The sequence below is a fragment of the Bacillus atrophaeus genome, assembly GCF_039519175.1.
GTDB lineage: Bacteria > Bacillota > Bacilli > Bacillales > Bacillaceae > Bacillus > Bacillus atrophaeus.
On record NZ_CP154443.1, the window covers coordinates 2,757,624 to 2,774,023 of the forward strand.

A 16,400-nucleotide genomic window follows, 5' to 3' on the forward strand; every position below is an offset into this window, starting at 1 on the left:
GTCCTCCTTCAGAATAAAAAACGATTTCCATCTATATTTTTTTACGAATCATCACAAAATATAAGGGTGTTTTTTAACAGTTAAGGAAGGTGAAACATATGAGGAACTGTTTCCTCTCAATTTGGGGCATAATTGATCCGATTTATTACTTTTTTTCGAGGTTAACGGTGATTGATAAAGAAAAACAAAGCGTTTTTCGCGTCAGGTTAACGAGGTATAAAGGCGCTCAGATTATATTAAGCGACGGAACGAAGATTAAAAAAAATGATGTGTTAGTCAAAATCCATCTTCATAACATCAAACTGATGAGAGAACTGAGGACCATTGAGAGTGCAGTCAGAAAAGGAATGATCATTTATCAAAAGGTTTATATTTCTATGCCGCTTTTAGTTGACTATATCAGCAAACATAAAAAAAGGGATGACATCAAAGGAATTATTGGAATCACCATGCTCCATAAAGGAGTGGAAAGACTCGGTTTTGAAGTCGTTAAACCCTCTAATCACTTTTACAGGTTTTTTAAAAAGATGACACATTTGCCGATTTTATATTTGACATCAAAGCAATTTAACGCTCAAAGCATTCCGAATTCACATTACTTGTTTATTTCTAAGGAAAAGCTCCAGCAAAAATATCAAAAAAGAGGCTGATGCCTTTTCTAAAGGCCAGCCTCTTTTTTTATGATATTTGATGGAAGGTTACCTCAGGACGGCTTCCGACACGGATATTAACGCCGGTCTGGCCCAGCCCCTCACTAATATAAAAAGGTTTATCGTGATGATAATGCAGCCCTTTTATCATATTCATTCGAACAAGTTTTCCCATTTTCACCATATGGTAGGGCTTAGGCCAATGAATTTGGCCACCGTGAAAATGCCCTGAGAGAAGGTAATCAAAACGGAACTTTTCCATATCAAGCACAATGTTTGGATCATGTGTTAAAACAAGATGATACCCGTCTTTAAGTCCCTTATACGAATCGGGGATATTGCTTCGTTTCGTGCTGTAATCATCAATTCCGATTATATTTAAAAATCCTTCTTCAGTCTGAATCTGCACGTGTTCATTTTGAAGCGTTCTGCACCCGTGTTCTTCTAACACTTGTTTCAGTCTTTGAAAATCATTTTCTTTTAACACATAATCATGATTTCCAAAAACCGCGTACATTCCATATTTAGGTTTCAATTCTTGCAGCGCGTCCAAGTAGTTCGCCAGCTTTGGAATGTTTCGTTTTCGATCAAGAAAATCCCCCGTTAACGCGATGATGTCTATTGAGTTTTTCTTCGTTAAATCCAAAAGCTGTTCCGGTGAAACAGAAATGTTTTCTAAATGAAGGTCAGATAAGTGAAGTATCGTTAATTGCTTCTTAGATGCACCGGTATTGTTCTGGTTGACTGTAATCGTGTTTACCTTAACATCTTTCGTATTGTGAATCGCTCTATATATAAAAGGTATGCTGAGTATAATAGCCAAAGAAAGTAAGAATATAAACATTCAATATCTCCTCCCTTCTACCAGTATAACGTGATGAAACTGTAATGATAGCGGGAAATAATGGGCTTAAGGGAGATAAAAGAGAAAAACACGATTCTTTTCAAAAGAATCGTGTTTGATGAGTTCAGATGTCACAAGGGTTTTTATTCCTTCGTCAGCTCTATAAAAAAGTCTTTTAAATCTGTATGCCGAAGGTGCTTAGGAGTTTTATCAGAGCCAACAATTATCATCGGAGAATACGTGTCCGTTTTGTGCAAAGACCCGTGACCGGCTCCGCCGAGGTGGGCAGGGGATTTTTCACCGACAAATTCAAATCCCGGTTTTGCATCGGCAATAAGATAGCGGCCCTTATGAGAATGAAGCGCACCATAAAGGCGGGCCAGCGCATCGGGATAGTCGCCGTAACGGATAACTTTATTGCCGGCGGAAAGATCGAGCACCGACAGATCGCCTTCCACATTCCATGTTTGATTATATTTGTCCTTATAGGACCCGTTCGGCTGAAAACGAAGTGACTTATTTGATTCTCCTGAAGTCACATAAATCCAGTGATTTTCTTTCCATGCCGTAAAGTTCATTCGCGGATCCTTATTCAGTTTAGAAGCAATATCGGAAAAAGCAATTTTTTGATCTAACAAGTAAACAAAAGCCATTCGTTCGTTTACTCCCAAAACGAGCTGGTCATTTTCAGACGGCGTTTTGCTTAATTTAGGAATGCGGTAGTCCTTTAACAGTGTTTTTAAACGGATTAACGCTTTGTGTTTGTCGTTTCCTATTGCGGCTTGTCCGCTGTCTCCCATCACAATCCATATTGTATTTTTTAAAGCCTCATCCCATGAACTATATGTATTAAACATATCTTGAATCTGTTTATCCACTTTTTCAACCGCTTTGATATCCATCGGTCCATTCTTGTGAATGGAATGGTCTAAATCTGGCATATAGGCCAAGGTAAGAGAGGGCAGTTTCTTTTGTTTGATGAGATAGTTCATTTCTTGAGCAGTGAACGTATCGTTTAAACCGTAGCCTTGCCATAAATGGTTAGACCGGTTGTGCGGATTTAATTGGGTAAATCTGCCGAACGATAATAAAAAAGGTCCCTTTGTTTTTAATTTTTCAGGCAATAACTCAAACATGTCTAACAATCTTGGCGCGTTCAACTCATGCTTGGTATTCCCACGGTAAATGAGCCCATTGATGGAGGCAGACTGTTTTCCTTGTTTATCCAAAGCTTCATGAATCGTTTCGGCCGATTGGTTCAAATGTTTATTATTTAAATTGTACATGCCGTCTTTCAGTGACTGTTTAAGGCCAAGCGCCATCAATTCTTTTTTATCACTGCCGTAGTTAACCAGTCGATTTTCATCTTCGTTATACCACACCAGACCTGGAAGGTGATGAAGATTTGAATAAGACCCGGTCAGCAGTGTGCTGTCTATTGTAACAGACATCGTAGGATAGGCGCTGACCATTCGAGGGAAATAATGCCCGTTTTCCATTAAGAATGAAAGTGCCGGTGCCCGATTTTCTTTAATCGCTTTTTGTAAGGGTTTGTCCATCAAGGAATCAATGAGAATGACAACCACGGGCCTTGAAGAAGGACGAATGGCATCTTTTTGCTTTTTTGTTAATCCCGGATATGGTTTCAGCATAATATACGCTCCGACAATCAATGCAATGATAACGGCCAGCGTGATAATTTTGATTTTATTCAAATGGTTTCATTCCTTTAATCCAGTCTTTCTATCAGTTCTTCTTTCGTATATTTCGTAAATCGTGTGCGAATTATACTGAGGCACTTTGTTTTTTAGAATTTATTGTCATCTGATGAATTTTATAGAACGTAATAGAGATAATAATGTGTGTTACATGATGAAAAATCGAGTGTTGCTAAAGAAAACAGTATGGGTGTGTAAGCAATGTTTATTTTAGAACGACTGAAAAAGAAAGAAACAATCTATCTGTTTATTGCCTTATTTCTGCTGTTGCTATACGTATCGCCCCTTTACATTTTAAAGGAAGATGCCCACATACGCGTGCATGATAATCTGGATTCTAATATTGCCTGGTATAAAGTGCTGGCTGAAAGCGGAGAAATAAACGGAGAGGTTGACGCAACGGTTCCCCAGATTATCAATGGGCTGCCCCGTGATGCTTATGGAACAGAGTGGAGCGGAATCGTTTGGCTGCATGCGCTGTTTCCTTCGATGACAGCCTACGCTTTAAGTCAAACGATTACTAGAGTGGTCGCTTTTTTCGGCATGTATCTGCTCTTAAGGAAGCATTTTATCTGTGATGAAAAAGCCTATCTGATTCGTATTGGCGTATCACTCGCGTTTGCCTTAACGCCTTTTTGGCCTTCCGGAATGCTGAGTACACTTGGATACCCGCTGGCGCTATGGGCCTTTTTGAATATTCGGAAGCGGGATTTCTCGTGGAAAGAGTGGATCACCCTTGCCCTGCTGCCTCTTTATTCTAGTTTTGTACTGGGATTCTTCTTTTTCCTTGCAGCCGTTGCATGTCTCTGGCTGTACGATGTGATTGTCAAACGAGATTGGAATCTGCCGTTTTTAGGAAGCATTGCTTTTATGACAGGCATTTTTCTGATGGTCGAATATCGGCTTGTCTATTCAATGATTAATTCACAGGAACCGATGCATCGGGTTGAATTTGTATCATCAAGGCATGAATTTTGGCATTCCATACGGCTGTCCTTGAAAAATTTTGTTTTAGGGCATAATCACGTGATGACAGTCCATACCTTTATTATTCTTCCGATTCTTTTGCTTGTGTTCGCTATCGTTTTATGGAGACGAAACAAAACGCAGCTAGAGAAAGTATTTCTTTTTTTGTTCGTCTTCAATTATGCGCTGTCGTTATGGTATGCGTTTTGGTTCAATAAAATTTGGACTGTGCCGAAGGAGAAATTTGATTTTTTAGCGGCTTTTAACTTTGCGCGGTTTCATTTTTTGCGCCCGTTAGTCATTTATCTGAGCTTTGCCATTGCCTGCTATCTTTTATGGCAGATGGGGAAGAAGTGGAAGATATTCGTATCTGCCGCTCTAGCCGCCCAGCTGATGGTATTGGTCCCTTTTAATGAAGAATATACGTATGGCGTTCACTATCACGCCCCGACATTTCGTGAGTTTTACGCAGCTGAACAATTCAATGAGATCAAGGAGTATATCGGACTTCCGCAAGACGCTTACCGTGTCGCGAGCATCGGCCTTCACCCGGCAATCTCCCAGTATAATGGCTTTTACACACTGGACACGTACAATAATCTCTATCCTCTTTCATACAAATATCAATTTCGGAAAATAATCGCCAAAGAGCTGGAAAAAAACGGGCGATTGAAACGATATTTCGATGAATGGGGCAGCCGTTGTTATGTATTTGTCGATGAACTTGGCAAGCGTTATAACTTTAAAAAAAATTCAAACAAGAAAATCAAACATCTCGAATTAAATACCGCAGTGTTTAAAGAGATGGGAGGACGCTACCTTTTTTCTTCAGTTCCCATTCTGAATGCGGAAAGGAACCAGCTTGAATTCGTGAAAAAGTTTGACCATGAAGACTCTGCCTGGAGCATTTATTTATATGAAGCCAAATGAGGAGGATACATAGTGATACAGCCACCGCCATTATTAACGATTGTCGTTCCTTGTTATAACGAAGAAGAAGTCTTTGAAGAGACAAGCAGACAGCTGACTTCCGTTTTAAACAGTTTAACAGCTGAAAAATTAATTTCAGAAGAAAGTAAAATATTATTTGTTGATGATGGAAGCCGTGATCGAACCTGGTCTTTGATTGCCATGGAAAGCGTTAAAAACAGCAAAGTCACCGGTTTGAAATTAGCATGTAATGTCGGGCATCAAAAAGCGCTTTTAGCCGGCTTGCATAAGGCAAAGCACCGCTCTGACTGTGTGATTTCGATTGATGCCGACCTGCAGGACGATATATCGGTGATCCGTGAATTTATCTTAAAATTTCACGAAGGCTGTGAGATTGTATATGGCGTCAGGCGCAGCCGGAAAACTGATACCTTTTTCAAACGCACAACAGCTTTAGGTTTTTATCGGTTAATGAATAAGCTCGGTATTCAGTTAATCTATAATCATGCCGACTTTCGTTTGATGAACAAAAGGTCGCTTGAAGAACTCGGACGTTACCCGGAGGCCAACCTGTTTTTACGCGGTATCGTTCCTATGATTGGATTCAGATCGGCAAAAGTGATGTATGACCGGAAAGAACGCGTTGCAGGAGAAACAAAATATCCTCTTAAAAAGATGTTATCCTTTGCTTTTAACGGAATCACGTCCTTTAGTGTTGCGCCGATCCGGTTTTTCACTTTGATAGGATTTTTGTTGTTTTTGTTGAGCGCAATGGCGGGAATAGGTGTTATCATTCAAAAAATGCTTGGCTATACGAATGCAGGGTGGGCGTCGCTCATTATTTCAATCTGGTTTCTGGGGGGATTGCAATTGATGGGGATCGGCATTATCGGCGAGTATATAGGAACCATATTTACTGAAGTCAAAAGGCGTCCAAAGTATGCGGTTGATATTGATTTATACTCCGAACCTCTGAGCCCGTTACAGCGGCAGGAAACTGAACGGTTATTAGAGAAAAAATACAGTTAAAGGAAAAGAGCTGATCAGGTGAATCAGCTCTTTTTCTTCAGTTGTTGCAAAATCGCTGTCAGCGGCTCATCTTGCGGATTCCGGTAAAAATCATAAAAGGGACATCCCTGTTCCTTGACGCGCTTGACGACGGTATCAATCGTAAAAGAGGCGGGGGTTAGGGATGTTTGCACTTCATTCCAATAAAGAGGCGCTGCCACTGTGCCCAGCTCGTTTCCCCGGGTGGAATAAGGACAGATGATTGTTTTCCCTTCCGCATGCTGCAAATAATCAAGATACAGTTTTCCATGTCTGTTTTTGATGAAGCGTTCGGTTGTGAACAACTCAGGAAACGCGTTCGTGCAGTAATCAGCAATCAGCATGGTGAAGCTGCGCGTTTCTTCATAAGAAAAGGCTTCGGGCGACAAAGGGATATAGAGCTGGATGCCTTTGTTGCCGGAAAGCTTCGGAAACGATGTGATGCCGAACGAGTCAAATAATCGTTTCAGCTCATGAGCCGCGTGAACAGACATGAGAAAATCATCCTTTGACGGCGGGTCTAAATCAATCACAATTTCTGACGGGCGGCGGCTGGATACGGTTTGAAAAGGAACGTGGAATTCCAGGGCAAGCTGATTGGCGAGCCATAACAATGTGGAAATATCCTCACAAACAATATGTTCATGGCTGCCGTCAAAAAAGGAATGAACAAAATCCGGCGTGTAATCCGGCTTATTTTTTTGAAAGAAAGATTCACTCTTTGACCCGTGCGGAAACCGAATAACAGTCACAGCCCGGTCTTTGAGAAAAGGGAACAGAAAGTCACTGATTTCAATGATATACGTAATAAAATCCTCTTTCGTCCGCTTCTTTTTTTCAAAAATGACTTTATCGAGACTTGTGAATTCCAGCTTAGGGTGCAAAGTTTTTGACTGGCGCACCATTTGTTCGTAAGTGCATGCCGCGGGTTCCATATCGAATTCAAAGGAAACAAATGACACTTCCCGCAGGGTGTCTTTTAATATCGTTAAATATTGAACAGTCAAACAAATCGAAGGTTCAAGCGTATATTCGCCTGCCGGCGTTTTTGTGCCGTGCGCCTCCATAATAGATCGAATTGCGTTTTTTTCTTCGTCACTCATTCCGTGTGAAACAGAGGCGACGGGAGTTATTTTCCCGTTTTTAAAAACAGATACCGTCACATATCCGTTGTTCGGGTTAAATCCTGTTAAACAAACATGCGCCTTTTTAAAATGTTTATACTTAAGCCAATCAGGAGTCCTTTTTTTCTCTATCCATTTGCTTCCTTTTTTCTTCGCGACAATTCCTTCTCCGTCATATTTTTGCACTTGCTCCCAAAGCGGTTTAAAATGGGCGTGGTCAGGAATGTATTGAATGGTTTCCTTTGCCAGATGATTGACAGTGACGGGAAGTGCAGCGGATCTCATCAGCTCGGAAAGCTCTCTTTTTCGCTCGGTATATGGAAGAGACGATATATCGGTCCCGTCCCTTTCCAAAAGATCGAAGGCGAGAAAGCTGCAAGGGCGGCTGTCCGCCAATTTTTTGATGGCCTCCGGATTTTTCATCCGTCCGCGTACTTGAACGTGTTCAAAATCAGAGCGGAAGGGGTTCATTAAAAATACAATTTCTCCGTCAATTGTTAACGGAAGGCTTTTATTCATTTTTTGAAACACATTTTCTGCGTATTGTGTAATTTCCGGAAACGTGCTGTTAAAAAGCTGCCCATTTCTGCTCGTTAATGTAACACTTGACTCTGTCACATGAAGAATACACCGAAATCCGTCATATTTTACTTCATAGCGCCACTCGTCTCCTTCAGGCGGTGACGAGGTGAGAACAGGCTGCATGGTGAGCGCCGCCAATTATGATGTGCCGGAGGCTTTTTTTCTAGTCGTTTTCCGCTTTTTTTCTCCGGCTCCTTTCGGTGCGGCAGGCGTTGCTGGCGGAGAAGCAGCTTTGTCTTGATTCGGCCGTTTAGTCCGGTCGATGCTTGCCTGAAGAGCGCTGACCAAATCGATCACGTCTTCTCGAGGAGCGGCTGTACCAGGTGTGACGGCTGTTTCTTTATTTTCCAGCTTGTCGTTTATTTTTTGCATGATGGCTTTCCGGTAGGTATCTTCATATTGTTCAGGCTGAAAATCAGTTGTCAGCTCATCAATTAATGTGATGGCCGTTTGCAATTCTTTATCATTTACATTGGATTGATCAGGAACACCGGGCACATGGGCAGCGCTTCTAACTTCGTCCGGGTAATGAATGGATTCCATCAGGATACAATTTTCATACACACGGAGAACGGCAAGCTGCTGTTTAGACCGGATTGTAATGGTTGCGATCCCGATTTTTTCAGTCGTCCTCAGTGCTTCCCGAAGGAGAGTGTAGGCTTTTGAGCCATTATCGCCTGGTCCAACATAATAGGAGCGGTTAAAATAGATCGGATCAATTTCCTTCAGCTGAACAAAGTCGACTATCTCGACTGCTTTTTCTTCGTGTTCCTGTTTTAATTCTTTCAGCTCTTCATCTGTAAGAATGACATATTTGCCCTTCACATATTCATATCCCTTAACGATTTCATCGGGAGCGAGAGTCTTTTCGCAGCTCGTGCATTTTTTTTCATATTTGATCGGTGCGTGACACTCTTTATGAAGGCTGCGCAATTTAATATCCTTGTCTTCCGTGGCGGCGTAGAGCTTGATCGGAATATTGACAAGGCCGAAGCTGATAGAGCCCTTCCACATCGTCTGCATAAAAATAAACCCCTTTTTTCATTATTGTGCAAGGCATTGGGTATATTCATGTATAGAAACTTATGGATGCAAAAGACACCGGAACTCATAAAGCGCCGGCTGTTTCAGAAAAAAGTGTTCAAGCTGATCTTTCAGTCTTTAATCATGCGCAATATTGACGCTATTTCATTTTATCTCTAACAGGGGAAATGATCTTTTCCAATCGTGCAGGCAAGGATATTGTTGAATCGACATGACATCAAAGGGCATATTTCTTCTGTTCTCAGAGGTTTTTTTCTGCAAGTAAAAAAAGACAAACAAGCGATCAACAGAGCTGTTGACCTGACAACAGAAATAGAATGTATCATCTTAATCTAACGTCGAATTGCACCAATGCTCTACAACGAGAAACAACCGTGTTTTTTTAAGATTTAAACAGGTTCAAAGTCATCAATGACGCTTTAGGGCATAATATCGGTGACCACGGCAAAGCGCCTTTCTTCTGCCATCCCCGACAATGGATTTATCGCCCGCTTAGGCGGAGATGAATGATTATTATTTTGACAACACCAATAAAGACACAGATGAGATATATTTGATCGAACAGTTTGAAATGCCATTTATGATTCAGCAGCGCCAATTGATCACTTCAGTCAGCACAGGCATCGCCGTATCCCCCAGAGACGGAATAGATGGGCTTAAGCTCATGAACTATATATCACAAGGCGCTCAGAAGTTTTCAAACAAAAGAAAATTTTTAAAGAGACGAAAAGCAGGTGCAATCACCGCCAAGACAGAAGCCGTGAAAAGAAAGGATCATACACAATAATTACCCGGGAAATGGAATCCATGCCTATAAAATGCAAAGAGGCGATAGAAACCCCCATTATAAGCGAACCGGTACAAAAGGCGGTAAAATGTCAAAATCCGCCTGCTGACAATATATAAAGACACAAATGATCCTGAAATAGCGGCAGAGACCGAAGCAGCCAGCGGAACCATATCATATTGCATAATCATTCCGGTATGAAAAGCCATCATACCGATAAAATGCATGGCCCAAATGCCAAAGCCCATAATGACAGATCCCACGATCAGCCAAAGTTTATTTTTTAAATGTGACTTTCCTTGATATTTCAAGCGATGTATATGAGGCAGCGCAAGCGATAATAATAGATAAAAGTATAAGTAAGCTATCATAATGTATTTCCAAATTCAAATCCCCGCTTCCTGCTCTTCCTGTTGATTGTTATTTATATCAGCTGTGTATACAGCCAGTCTGATTATGAAAAATAGAAAAGCGCAAGTGCCATTGGTTTTTATTACTTTAACTATATAAAAATATGTTAAAATCATTCTGATGTTTTGCCTTCTGACCAAAAAATGAATGTGTGATGTATTATAGAATATATAAAGTAAGGGGAAGTGATGATTATCGAAGCATTAGTTATGCAACTGATAGAGGCATTTAAAAGTTTATCTTATTTTGGAATCTTTCTGGCGCTCTGTATTGAATTTATACCGGCTGAAATCGTGCTTCCGCTTGCGGGCTATTGGGTATCAAAAGGTGATATGACGCTTATCGGAGTCATAATAGCAGGATCTCTCGGAGGAGTCGCGGGACCGCTGACATTGTATTGGATCGGGAGATATGGCGGAAGGCCGTTTCTTGAGCGGTTTGGGAAATACATATTTATAAAGCCTGAGGCGCTTGATAAGTCGGATCAATTCTTTCAAAAGCACGGCGGTTTTGTGGCATTCAGCGGGCGATTTCTGCCGGGGGTCCGTACGCTGATCTCCATACCGTGCGGAATAGCTAAAATGAATGTCTGGGCGTTTTCCGTTTATACATTTTTAGCTATGCTTCCGATCACGTTTGTTTATGTCTATTTAGGTGTGAAACTCGGACAAAACTGGAAAGAAGTAGGATCAATTCTTGATCAATATATGCTGCCGGCCGGAATATGTATTGTTTTGGTGTTTGCCATCTACTTATTTATGAAAAAAAAGAAAAAGAAGAGCAAATCTGAAAATCTTTCTGTATTTTTAAATAAAGATAAGCATTGACAAAAGAAATGGCAGCGATTATTATTATCTTATAATTTAAATATTTCTTGAAATCCCAAAGGGGAGTAGCGTCCGGAAATACCGGAAACAAAGTCGTCAATTCATGGATCACATCCATCGGCTTTGTTGGCATGCCGTTGTTAATCATGTCTAGCAAGACCTTTGCCTTATGTCGGCAAAGGTCTTTTTTGTATGAAAATACTGCCGGCATAAGATTGGATGAGAGAAAGAAAACAACTTATTGGGAGGGTATTTTATATGGATGCAGCATTATTATTAGAGTATGGTTGGGTTCTTCTCGTTTTGATCGGGCTGGAAGGTATTTTGGCCGCAGATAACGCATTGGTTATGGCCGTAATGGTAAAACACCTGCCGGAGAAACAAAGAAAAAAAGCGTTATTTTACGGCCTTGCGGGTGCGTTTGTTCTGAGGTTCGGATCTTTGTTCGCCATTTCGTTTTTAGTGAATGTATGGCAAGTTCAGGCGATCGGCGCCGTTTATTTACTGTATATCGCCATCAGCCACCTGCTGAAACGATTCGTATTTAAAAAAGAAGACAGCAAGAAAATTCCGAAACAAAGCGGCTTTTGGCCGACAGTCTTAAAAGTGGAACTTGCCGATATCGCCTTTGCGGTTGATTCGATTTTAGCCGCCGTCGCGCTTGCAGTTACACTTCCCGCAACATCACTTCCGCAAATCGGAGGTCTTGACGGAGGACAATTCATCATTATTTTGGCCGGAGGAATCATCGGACTTATCATCATGCGTTTTGCGGCATCAATGTTCGTTAAGCTATTGAAAGAACGTCCAAGCCTGGAAACCGCAGCATTTGCCATCGTAGGGTGGGTAGGGGTCAAGCTTGCATTATATACACTCGCTCACGAGGACATCGGGGTTGTATCCGAACATTTTATTCATTCAGGCACATGGAAGCTGATTTTCTGGTTGGTATTGGCAGCCATTGCTGTTTGCGGCTGGTTTATGTCAGGCGGAAAAAAACAATCGGAAGAATCATTGGAAGAACAAGAAAACGGCAAAAGAGAAAGGGCGTAAGCTATCGTCTCTGCTTTTAACGAAGCAGAGATTTTTTGTATTTAAAACGCTTCCATGCCCGACATATGATGACATTTTATTAACAGCTTTGTTACAAAAACACTTCCTGAAACCCCCTTAATTCTTTATAGAAGCACGAAATCATGTATAGGACATCTTAATGGTTTTGTCATAATTGAGACAATGGAAATCAATTTCTCTTTTTCTTCCTTTGCGAATCCCTATCAAATTAGCTATCATTAATGAGTAGTTATAGGGAGGAACTGAGGTGAAACCAGTGCTTAGCCTTTTGTTTAAATTGGGAAGAAAGAAACAAACGCTTGAGAAATCTGTTGAAAGCATCCAAAAAGGCAATAAAGAACTTCAAAATGAATTAATACAGCAGTATAAGCCTTTTATCGCCAAGACGGTTTCATCCGTTTGCAAACGATATATAGATGAAAAAGACGATGAGTTCAGCATCGGGCTGATCGCATTTAACGAAGCAATCGAAAAATATTCACCTGAAAAAGGCAACTCGCTGCTCGCATTCGCAGAGCTTATTATAAAAAGAAAAGTAATTGACTATATCAGAAAAGAAGCAAGAAACGCGCAAAATATTAATATGGATTTACAGGAGGGGGACGATCAGGAATCTTCGCAAAGCCTGATTGAAGCGGAGCTTTCCATTGATGAGTACCACCGCCTGATAGAGCAGGAGCAGCGGCGTGAGGAAATTCTTTATTTCCAAAAGCAGCTCAAAGAGTACGGTCTTACTTTTCAAGAACTGCTCGACCACTCGCCGAAGCATTCAGACGCAAGGCAAAATGCCATAAAGGTTGCGGTTACGCTTGTGGAGCATGAAGAATTAGCCGCTATCCTTTACCAAAAGAAGCAGCTGCCGGTAAAACAGCTGGAGCAGCTCGTCACAGTGAGCAGAAAAACAATTGAACGAAACAGAAAATATATTATTGCCATGTGTATTATTATTACAGGTGATTATGTGTATTTGAAAGATTATCTTAAAGGGGTGCTGCACTCATGAGAAGAGGGATCATAGTAGAAAAAAATAAAAAATCTGTCACGTTGCTGACCCCTGACGGACAATTTTTAAAAACAAAAAATGATCGCCATAACGGTGAAATCGGAGAAGAAATTATGTTTCCGAGTGAGACGCGTATGGGCAGAAGGGCCAGCTTTTTTGATATTCTCAGACTGCGCCCTTTCAAAATGGGGATTTTTACGATGACTGCTATTATGCTTTTTATTTTTATGGTGCTCCCCGTTTTTTCAAACAACAAAGCCTATGCGTACATGACAATTGATATTAATCCGAGCTTTGAGATGGCTTTGAACAGCGAATACGAAGTTATTGAGCTGACGCCTCTGAATGATGAAGGAAAACGGATTGTCAGTGATATTAATGATTGGGAGAAGTCTGACTTCAAGCAGGTTATTGATGCTATTATTACCGATTGCAGCGAACAAGGATATGTAAAGGAATCCAAAGAAATTTTGATTTCCACAGTTTACGAGAACACAAAAGACGATACATATAAATCAGGCGTGAAAAAACAACTGAGTGACGTGACAAACAAATATAAGAAAACATACCATATGGAATCCCTTGAATCCGATTTGGATACAAGAGAAAAAGCAAAAAAGGAAGGAATGTCTACAGGCACTTATATCAGACAAAACGAAAAGAAAAACAATAAAGAAAAGACGGATGAGGATTCAAATAAGGATGATCAAAATGATACAGAGAACGAAAAAGAGTCTGTAAACGAGGGGGATAATCCGCAAACAGACCAGGAAAACAGCCAAAAAGAAGACAATGAGCAATTAAACGAGTCGGATTCAGGCGAACAGAAAGAAGAGTCGACAGATCAAGATGATCAAAAAAACGATAAAGATACGAATGTAAATGAATCAGAAGAGAAAACAAATGCAGAAAAGGATGGGGAAACAGAGCAAACCCCAACACAAGATCCTCAAGATAAAGGAAAAGATGAAGAGTATAAGGGCAAGCATGACAGCCGGGAATATAAAAATGGGAAGCGGGAAAGAGGGGAACATGATTCTTCATACCACCGGAATTATAATTCTTCTGACCGCCGGAATCCTAATGGCTATAGAAACGGCAGCGAATCAAATCAAAATGAAAATTCGCCGAGAATTCCCGGCGAATATGCCAATTGATTTATTTGTTTTGTCCGTTTAATTGTGATTGTGCTTGCTGTACAAGACGCTTTGTCATTTCTCCGCCTACAGAGCCGTTAGAACGAGCTACTGTATCAGAGCCAAGATTAACGCCGAATTCTTGAGCTACTTCGTATTTAAATTGGTCTAGTGCCTGCTCAGCCCCTGGAACAACGAGTTTATTTCTGCTCGCCATCTTTTTCATCTCCTTTTCTCTGGAAAGATTCTTTACGCATGATTAGTTTGAAGTGAGATCCTTCTTTTTATGCTGGCAATTGTTGTGGTGAAACTAAAAAACCCGGCATAACGGCCGGGAACGAGGGGCTTACTATAGAATGTCAGAAGTCATTTGGAGCGCTGTCGCCTGGATATGAAACGATAAAACAGAGAGGACGGTCACCGCGATAATCTGCCTTATTTTTTTCCATTGCGTATCATTGAGCTCTTTAAAGCGGTCACGAAGCAGGTCTGTTTGCTTTTCAACAAGCGGCTGCAATCTGGCTTCTTTCAATGACGCGCTTACTTGATGGTGCATGAAATCAAGCACGAGGGCGCAGCTTTCATAATAGGAGATCGGGCTGATAATATCATCGGTTCTGTCCGTAATGGTGTTAAAGACAACTTTTAATATGGCGCGAATGCTTTCAAAGTCATAAATTGATTTTAAATCCCGTACAATTAAAAGAATGACAACTTGTTCAATCGAATACTTTTTGCCAAGCTCAGGATGGCCCATCAGGTCTTTGATATCTCGTTTGACCCAATTTTGAATTGCCGTCGATTTTAATGACGTAAGCTCGCACAAATTTCCAAGCTCAACGATTTCGTTAGTGGACAATCCATATTCTTTTTTCTGTTTTTTTCGTTCGTATCTGGTAAGAAATTCAGGGATATAAAGATGATTTTCCGCTTCTTCTAACGTCATATTCGCTGATCTGATCAAAACTTGAAGAGGGCTTGTTTCACCTTGTCCTTTTAAGGCGTAAAGCAGTTTGACCATTTCCGTTCGAGTGAGTTTAAAAGTGTTCATCATTCACCTCATGATTCATTTTGACGCAGAAAAATTAAGAAATATGATTTCATTTGCTTATGCGCCGATTTTCAACATAAACATCATACGTCTAAATCCTTGCATTTTCAAATGGATGATTTATAATTTAATTATATACAGGTTCATTAGAACTTAAAATGGCGGAGGTAATTATGGCGAAAAGAATATTTCTGTTTATTTTAACAAATATTTTGGTTATCACAACCATTGGAATTGTGCTTTCCATCATTGGCGCGGCGACAGGCGTCGGAACGTATTTCAAGGCTGACGGCGGCATCCATGTCGGTGCATTGTTAGTCTTCAGTCTTGTCGTAGGCTTTGTCGGTTCCTTTATGTCCCTCCTGATGTCCAGATGGATGGCGAAAATGATGATGGGCGTCAGAGTGCTGAACCCAGAGAAGCAAGCGCTAAGCCACGATGAACAGCAATTGGTCGACCGGGTACACAGATTGTCGCGTACCGCCGGTTTAACGAAAATGCCTGAGGTTGGAATTTATAACTCATCCGAGGTTAATGCGTTTGCTACGGGGCCGTCAAAACGCCGTTCCCTTGTCGCTGTATCTTCAGGCCTTTTGCAGCAAATGGATGACGCTGCGGTTGAAGGCGTGCTTGCCCATGAGGTGGCTCATATCGCCAACGGTGACATGGTGACAATGACGCTTCTCCAAGGTATCGTGAATACGTTTGTTGTGTTCTTATCGCGTATCGCAGCCTGGATCGCAAGCCGTTTTGTAAAAGAAGACCTTGCCCCGATTGTTCATTTTATCGCGGTGATTGTGTTTCAAATTGTGTTTTCGATTCTCGGAAGCCTCGTGGTTTTCGCATACTCGCGTCATCGTGAGTTTCATGCTGACCGCGGAGGAGCGGACCTTGCCGGAAAGGATAAAATGATTCATGCCCTGCAAACGCTGAAACATTACTCTTCACGCGTGGTAGAAGAGGAACAGACAGCAGTGCAGACATTGAAAATCAATGGGAAAAAGCATTCTTCCCTTTTCTCCACCCACCCGGACTTAGACGAAAGAATCCGCCGTTTGGAAGCTAAATAAATGAAAACTTCTATCACCCTTTGAACCCTGTTCAGAGGGTTTTTTTATTAAAAAGAACACAAGTATGTGTTCTTTTGGCTAGAACGATGATAAAATACACAAATTAAGAAAAAAGCCTTTAAAAAACGGACTAATA

Annotated in this window: 15 protein-coding genes and 1 pseudogene; 9 read left to right on the forward strand and 7 right to left on the reverse strand. The window is 41.1% G+C overall.

The window, feature by feature from the left end; all coding sequences use genetic code 11:
- Positions 1-98 precede the first annotated feature (98 nt).
- On the forward strand, positions 99-650 hold the full coding sequence (locus AAHT65_RS14045; RefSeq protein ID WP_106359694.1) for a YkoP family protein: 552 nt from the start codon (positions 99-101) through the stop codon (positions 648-650).
- Positions 651-678: 28 nt separating this feature from the next.
- Here AAHT65_RS14045 and AAHT65_RS14050 read toward each other — a convergent pair whose 3' ends face one another.
- Positions 679-1,494, reverse strand: coding sequence for a metallophosphoesterase (locus AAHT65_RS14050; protein ID WP_343310406.1), 816 nt, complete (start codon positions 1,492-1,494; stop codon positions 679-681).
- Positions 1,495-1,637: 143 nt separating this feature from the next.
- Complete coding sequence (locus AAHT65_RS14055) at positions 1,638-3,209, reverse strand: alkaline phosphatase family protein (protein ID WP_343310407.1); 1,572 nt, start codon at positions 3,207-3,209, stop codon at positions 1,638-1,640.
- A 204-nt stretch (positions 3,210-3,413) separates the two neighbouring features.
- Between AAHT65_RS14055 and AAHT65_RS14060 the strand changes: the two genes are divergently transcribed.
- Both AAHT65_RS14060 and AAHT65_RS14065 read left to right on the forward strand, forming a co-directional pair.
- Positions 3,414-5,108 carry a DUF6044 family protein gene (locus AAHT65_RS14060; protein WP_094231893.1) on the forward strand — a complete coding sequence of 565 codons (1,695 nt, stop codon included), beginning with the start codon at positions 3,414-3,416 and terminating at the stop codon, positions 5,106-5,108.
- Between the two features lie 12 nt (positions 5,109-5,120).
- Complete coding sequence (locus tag AAHT65_RS14065; protein WP_003327347.1) at positions 5,121-6,137, forward strand: glycosyltransferase family 2 protein; 1,017 nt, start codon at positions 5,121-5,123, stop codon at positions 6,135-6,137.
- Positions 6,138-6,160: 23 nt separating this feature from the next.
- Here AAHT65_RS14065 and AAHT65_RS14070 read toward each other — a convergent pair whose 3' ends face one another.
- Positions 6,161-7,984 (reverse strand): DNA ligase D, encoded by a 1,824-nt coding sequence (locus tag AAHT65_RS14070; RefSeq protein WP_343310408.1) that lies wholly within the window; start codon positions 7,982-7,984, stop codon positions 6,161-6,163.
- A gap of 15 nt (positions 7,985-7,999) precedes the next feature.
- Positions 8,000-8,884, reverse strand: coding sequence for a Ku protein (locus tag AAHT65_RS14075; protein WP_343310409.1), 885 nt, complete (start codon positions 8,882-8,884; stop codon positions 8,000-8,002).
- Positions 8,885-9,407: 523 nt separating this feature from the next.
- On the opposite strand from AAHT65_RS14075, the gene AAHT65_RS21660 reads away from it, so the two are divergent.
- Complete coding sequence (locus AAHT65_RS21660) at positions 9,408-9,692, forward strand: hypothetical protein (RefSeq protein WP_425524859.1); 285 nt, start codon at positions 9,408-9,410, stop codon at positions 9,690-9,692.
- Here the strand turns inward: AAHT65_RS21660 and AAHT65_RS14085 are convergent.
- Positions 9,577-10,076 (reverse strand): annotated as a pseudogene (locus AAHT65_RS14085) (MHYT domain-containing protein); the annotation flags it as partial. The gene AAHT65_RS21660 and the pseudogene AAHT65_RS14085 overlap by 116 nt on opposite strands.
- Positions 10,077-10,291: 215 nt before the next feature.
- Here AAHT65_RS14085 and AAHT65_RS14090 point away from each other — a divergent pair.
- The 4 genes from AAHT65_RS14090 (at position 10,292) to AAHT65_RS14105 (ending at position 14,164) form a co-directional block, all read left to right on the forward strand.
- Positions 10,292-10,930, forward strand: coding sequence for a DedA family protein (locus tag AAHT65_RS14090; RefSeq protein WP_061571375.1), 639 nt, complete (start codon positions 10,292-10,294; stop codon positions 10,928-10,930).
- Between the two features lie 258 nt (positions 10,931-11,188).
- Entirely contained in the window at positions 11,189-11,983 is a 795-nt protein-coding gene (locus AAHT65_RS14095; protein WP_063637596.1) for a TerC family protein, read from the forward strand.
- A 268-nt stretch (positions 11,984-12,251) separates the two neighbouring features.
- Positions 12,252-13,007 carry an RNA polymerase sigma factor SigI gene (gene sigI, locus AAHT65_RS14100; RefSeq protein ID WP_088117039.1) on the forward strand — a complete coding sequence of 252 codons (756 nt, stop codon included), beginning with the start codon at positions 12,252-12,254 and terminating at the stop codon, positions 13,005-13,007.
- Positions 13,004-14,164 carry an anti-sigma factor domain-containing protein gene (locus tag AAHT65_RS14105; protein WP_010788414.1) on the forward strand — a complete coding sequence of 387 codons (1,161 nt, stop codon included), beginning with the start codon at positions 13,004-13,006 and terminating at the stop codon, positions 14,162-14,164. Before sigI ends, AAHT65_RS14105 begins: the two co-directional genes overlap by 4 nt.
- A 1-nt stretch (position 14,165) precedes the next feature.
- On the opposite strand, the gene AAHT65_RS14110 is transcribed toward AAHT65_RS14105, so the two are convergent.
- Positions 14,166-14,360: an alpha/beta-type small acid-soluble spore protein gene (locus AAHT65_RS14110; protein ID WP_003327336.1), complete on the reverse strand. Its 195-nt coding sequence runs from the start codon at positions 14,358-14,360 to the stop codon at positions 14,166-14,168.
- Between the two features lie 132 nt (positions 14,361-14,492).
- The gene (locus AAHT65_RS14115) at positions 14,493-15,194 is read right to left on the reverse strand and encodes a DUF1836 domain-containing protein (protein ID WP_258729101.1); all 702 of its coding nucleotides are present in this window, start codon (positions 15,192-15,194) and stop codon (positions 14,493-14,495) included.
- Positions 15,195-15,367: 173 nt separating this feature from the next.
- Here AAHT65_RS14115 and htpX point away from each other — a divergent pair, with 173 nt between their 5' ends.
- A complete protein-coding gene (htpX, locus tag AAHT65_RS14120; protein WP_343310410.1) occupies positions 15,368-16,264 on the forward strand; it encodes a protease HtpX in 897 nt (298 codons plus the stop codon).
- Positions 16,265-16,400: the final 136 nt, after the last annotated feature.

Excerpts from the sequence above, each read along its gene's own strand:
- AAHT65_RS14110 (WP_003327336.1), bottom strand. The coding sequence starts at position 14,360 with ATGGCGAGCAGAAATAAACTCGTTGTTCCAGGGGCTGAGCAGGCACTA.
- AAHT65_RS21660 (WP_425524859.1), top strand. The coding sequence starts at position 9,408 with ATGAATGATTATTATTTTGACAACACCAATAAAGACACAGATGAGATA.
- AAHT65_RS14070 (WP_343310408.1), bottom strand. The coding sequence starts at position 7,984 with ATGCAGCCTGTTCTCACCTCGTCACCGCCTGAAGGAGACGAGTGGCGC.
- htpX (WP_343310410.1), top strand. The coding sequence starts at position 15,368 with ATGGCGAAAAGAATATTTCTGTTTATTTTAACAAATATTTTGGTTATC.
- AAHT65_RS14095 (WP_063637596.1), top strand. The coding sequence starts at position 11,189 with ATGGATGCAGCATTATTATTAGAGTATGGTTGGGTTCTTCTCGTTTTG.
- AAHT65_RS14050 (WP_343310406.1), bottom strand. The coding sequence starts at position 1,494 with ATGTTTATATTCTTACTTTCTTTGGCTATTATACTCAGCATACCTTTT.
- AAHT65_RS14105 (WP_010788414.1), top strand. The coding sequence starts at position 13,004 with ATGAGAAGAGGGATCATAGTAGAAAAAAATAAAAAATCTGTCACGTTG.
- AAHT65_RS14060 (WP_094231893.1), top strand. The coding sequence starts at position 3,414 with ATGTTTATTTTAGAACGACTGAAAAAGAAAGAAACAATCTATCTGTTT.
- AAHT65_RS14045 (WP_106359694.1), top strand. The coding sequence starts at position 99 with ATGAGGAACTGTTTCCTCTCAATTTGGGGCATAATTGATCCGATTTAT.
- AAHT65_RS14090 (WP_061571375.1), top strand. The coding sequence starts at position 10,292 with ATGATTATCGAAGCATTAGTTATGCAACTGATAGAGGCATTTAAAAGT.
- AAHT65_RS14075 (WP_343310409.1), bottom strand. The coding sequence starts at position 8,884 with ATGCAGACGATGTGGAAGGGCTCTATCAGCTTCGGCCTTGTCAATATT.
- AAHT65_RS14115 (WP_258729101.1), bottom strand. The coding sequence starts at position 15,194 with ATGAACACTTTTAAACTCACTCGAACGGAAATGGTCAAACTGCTTTAC.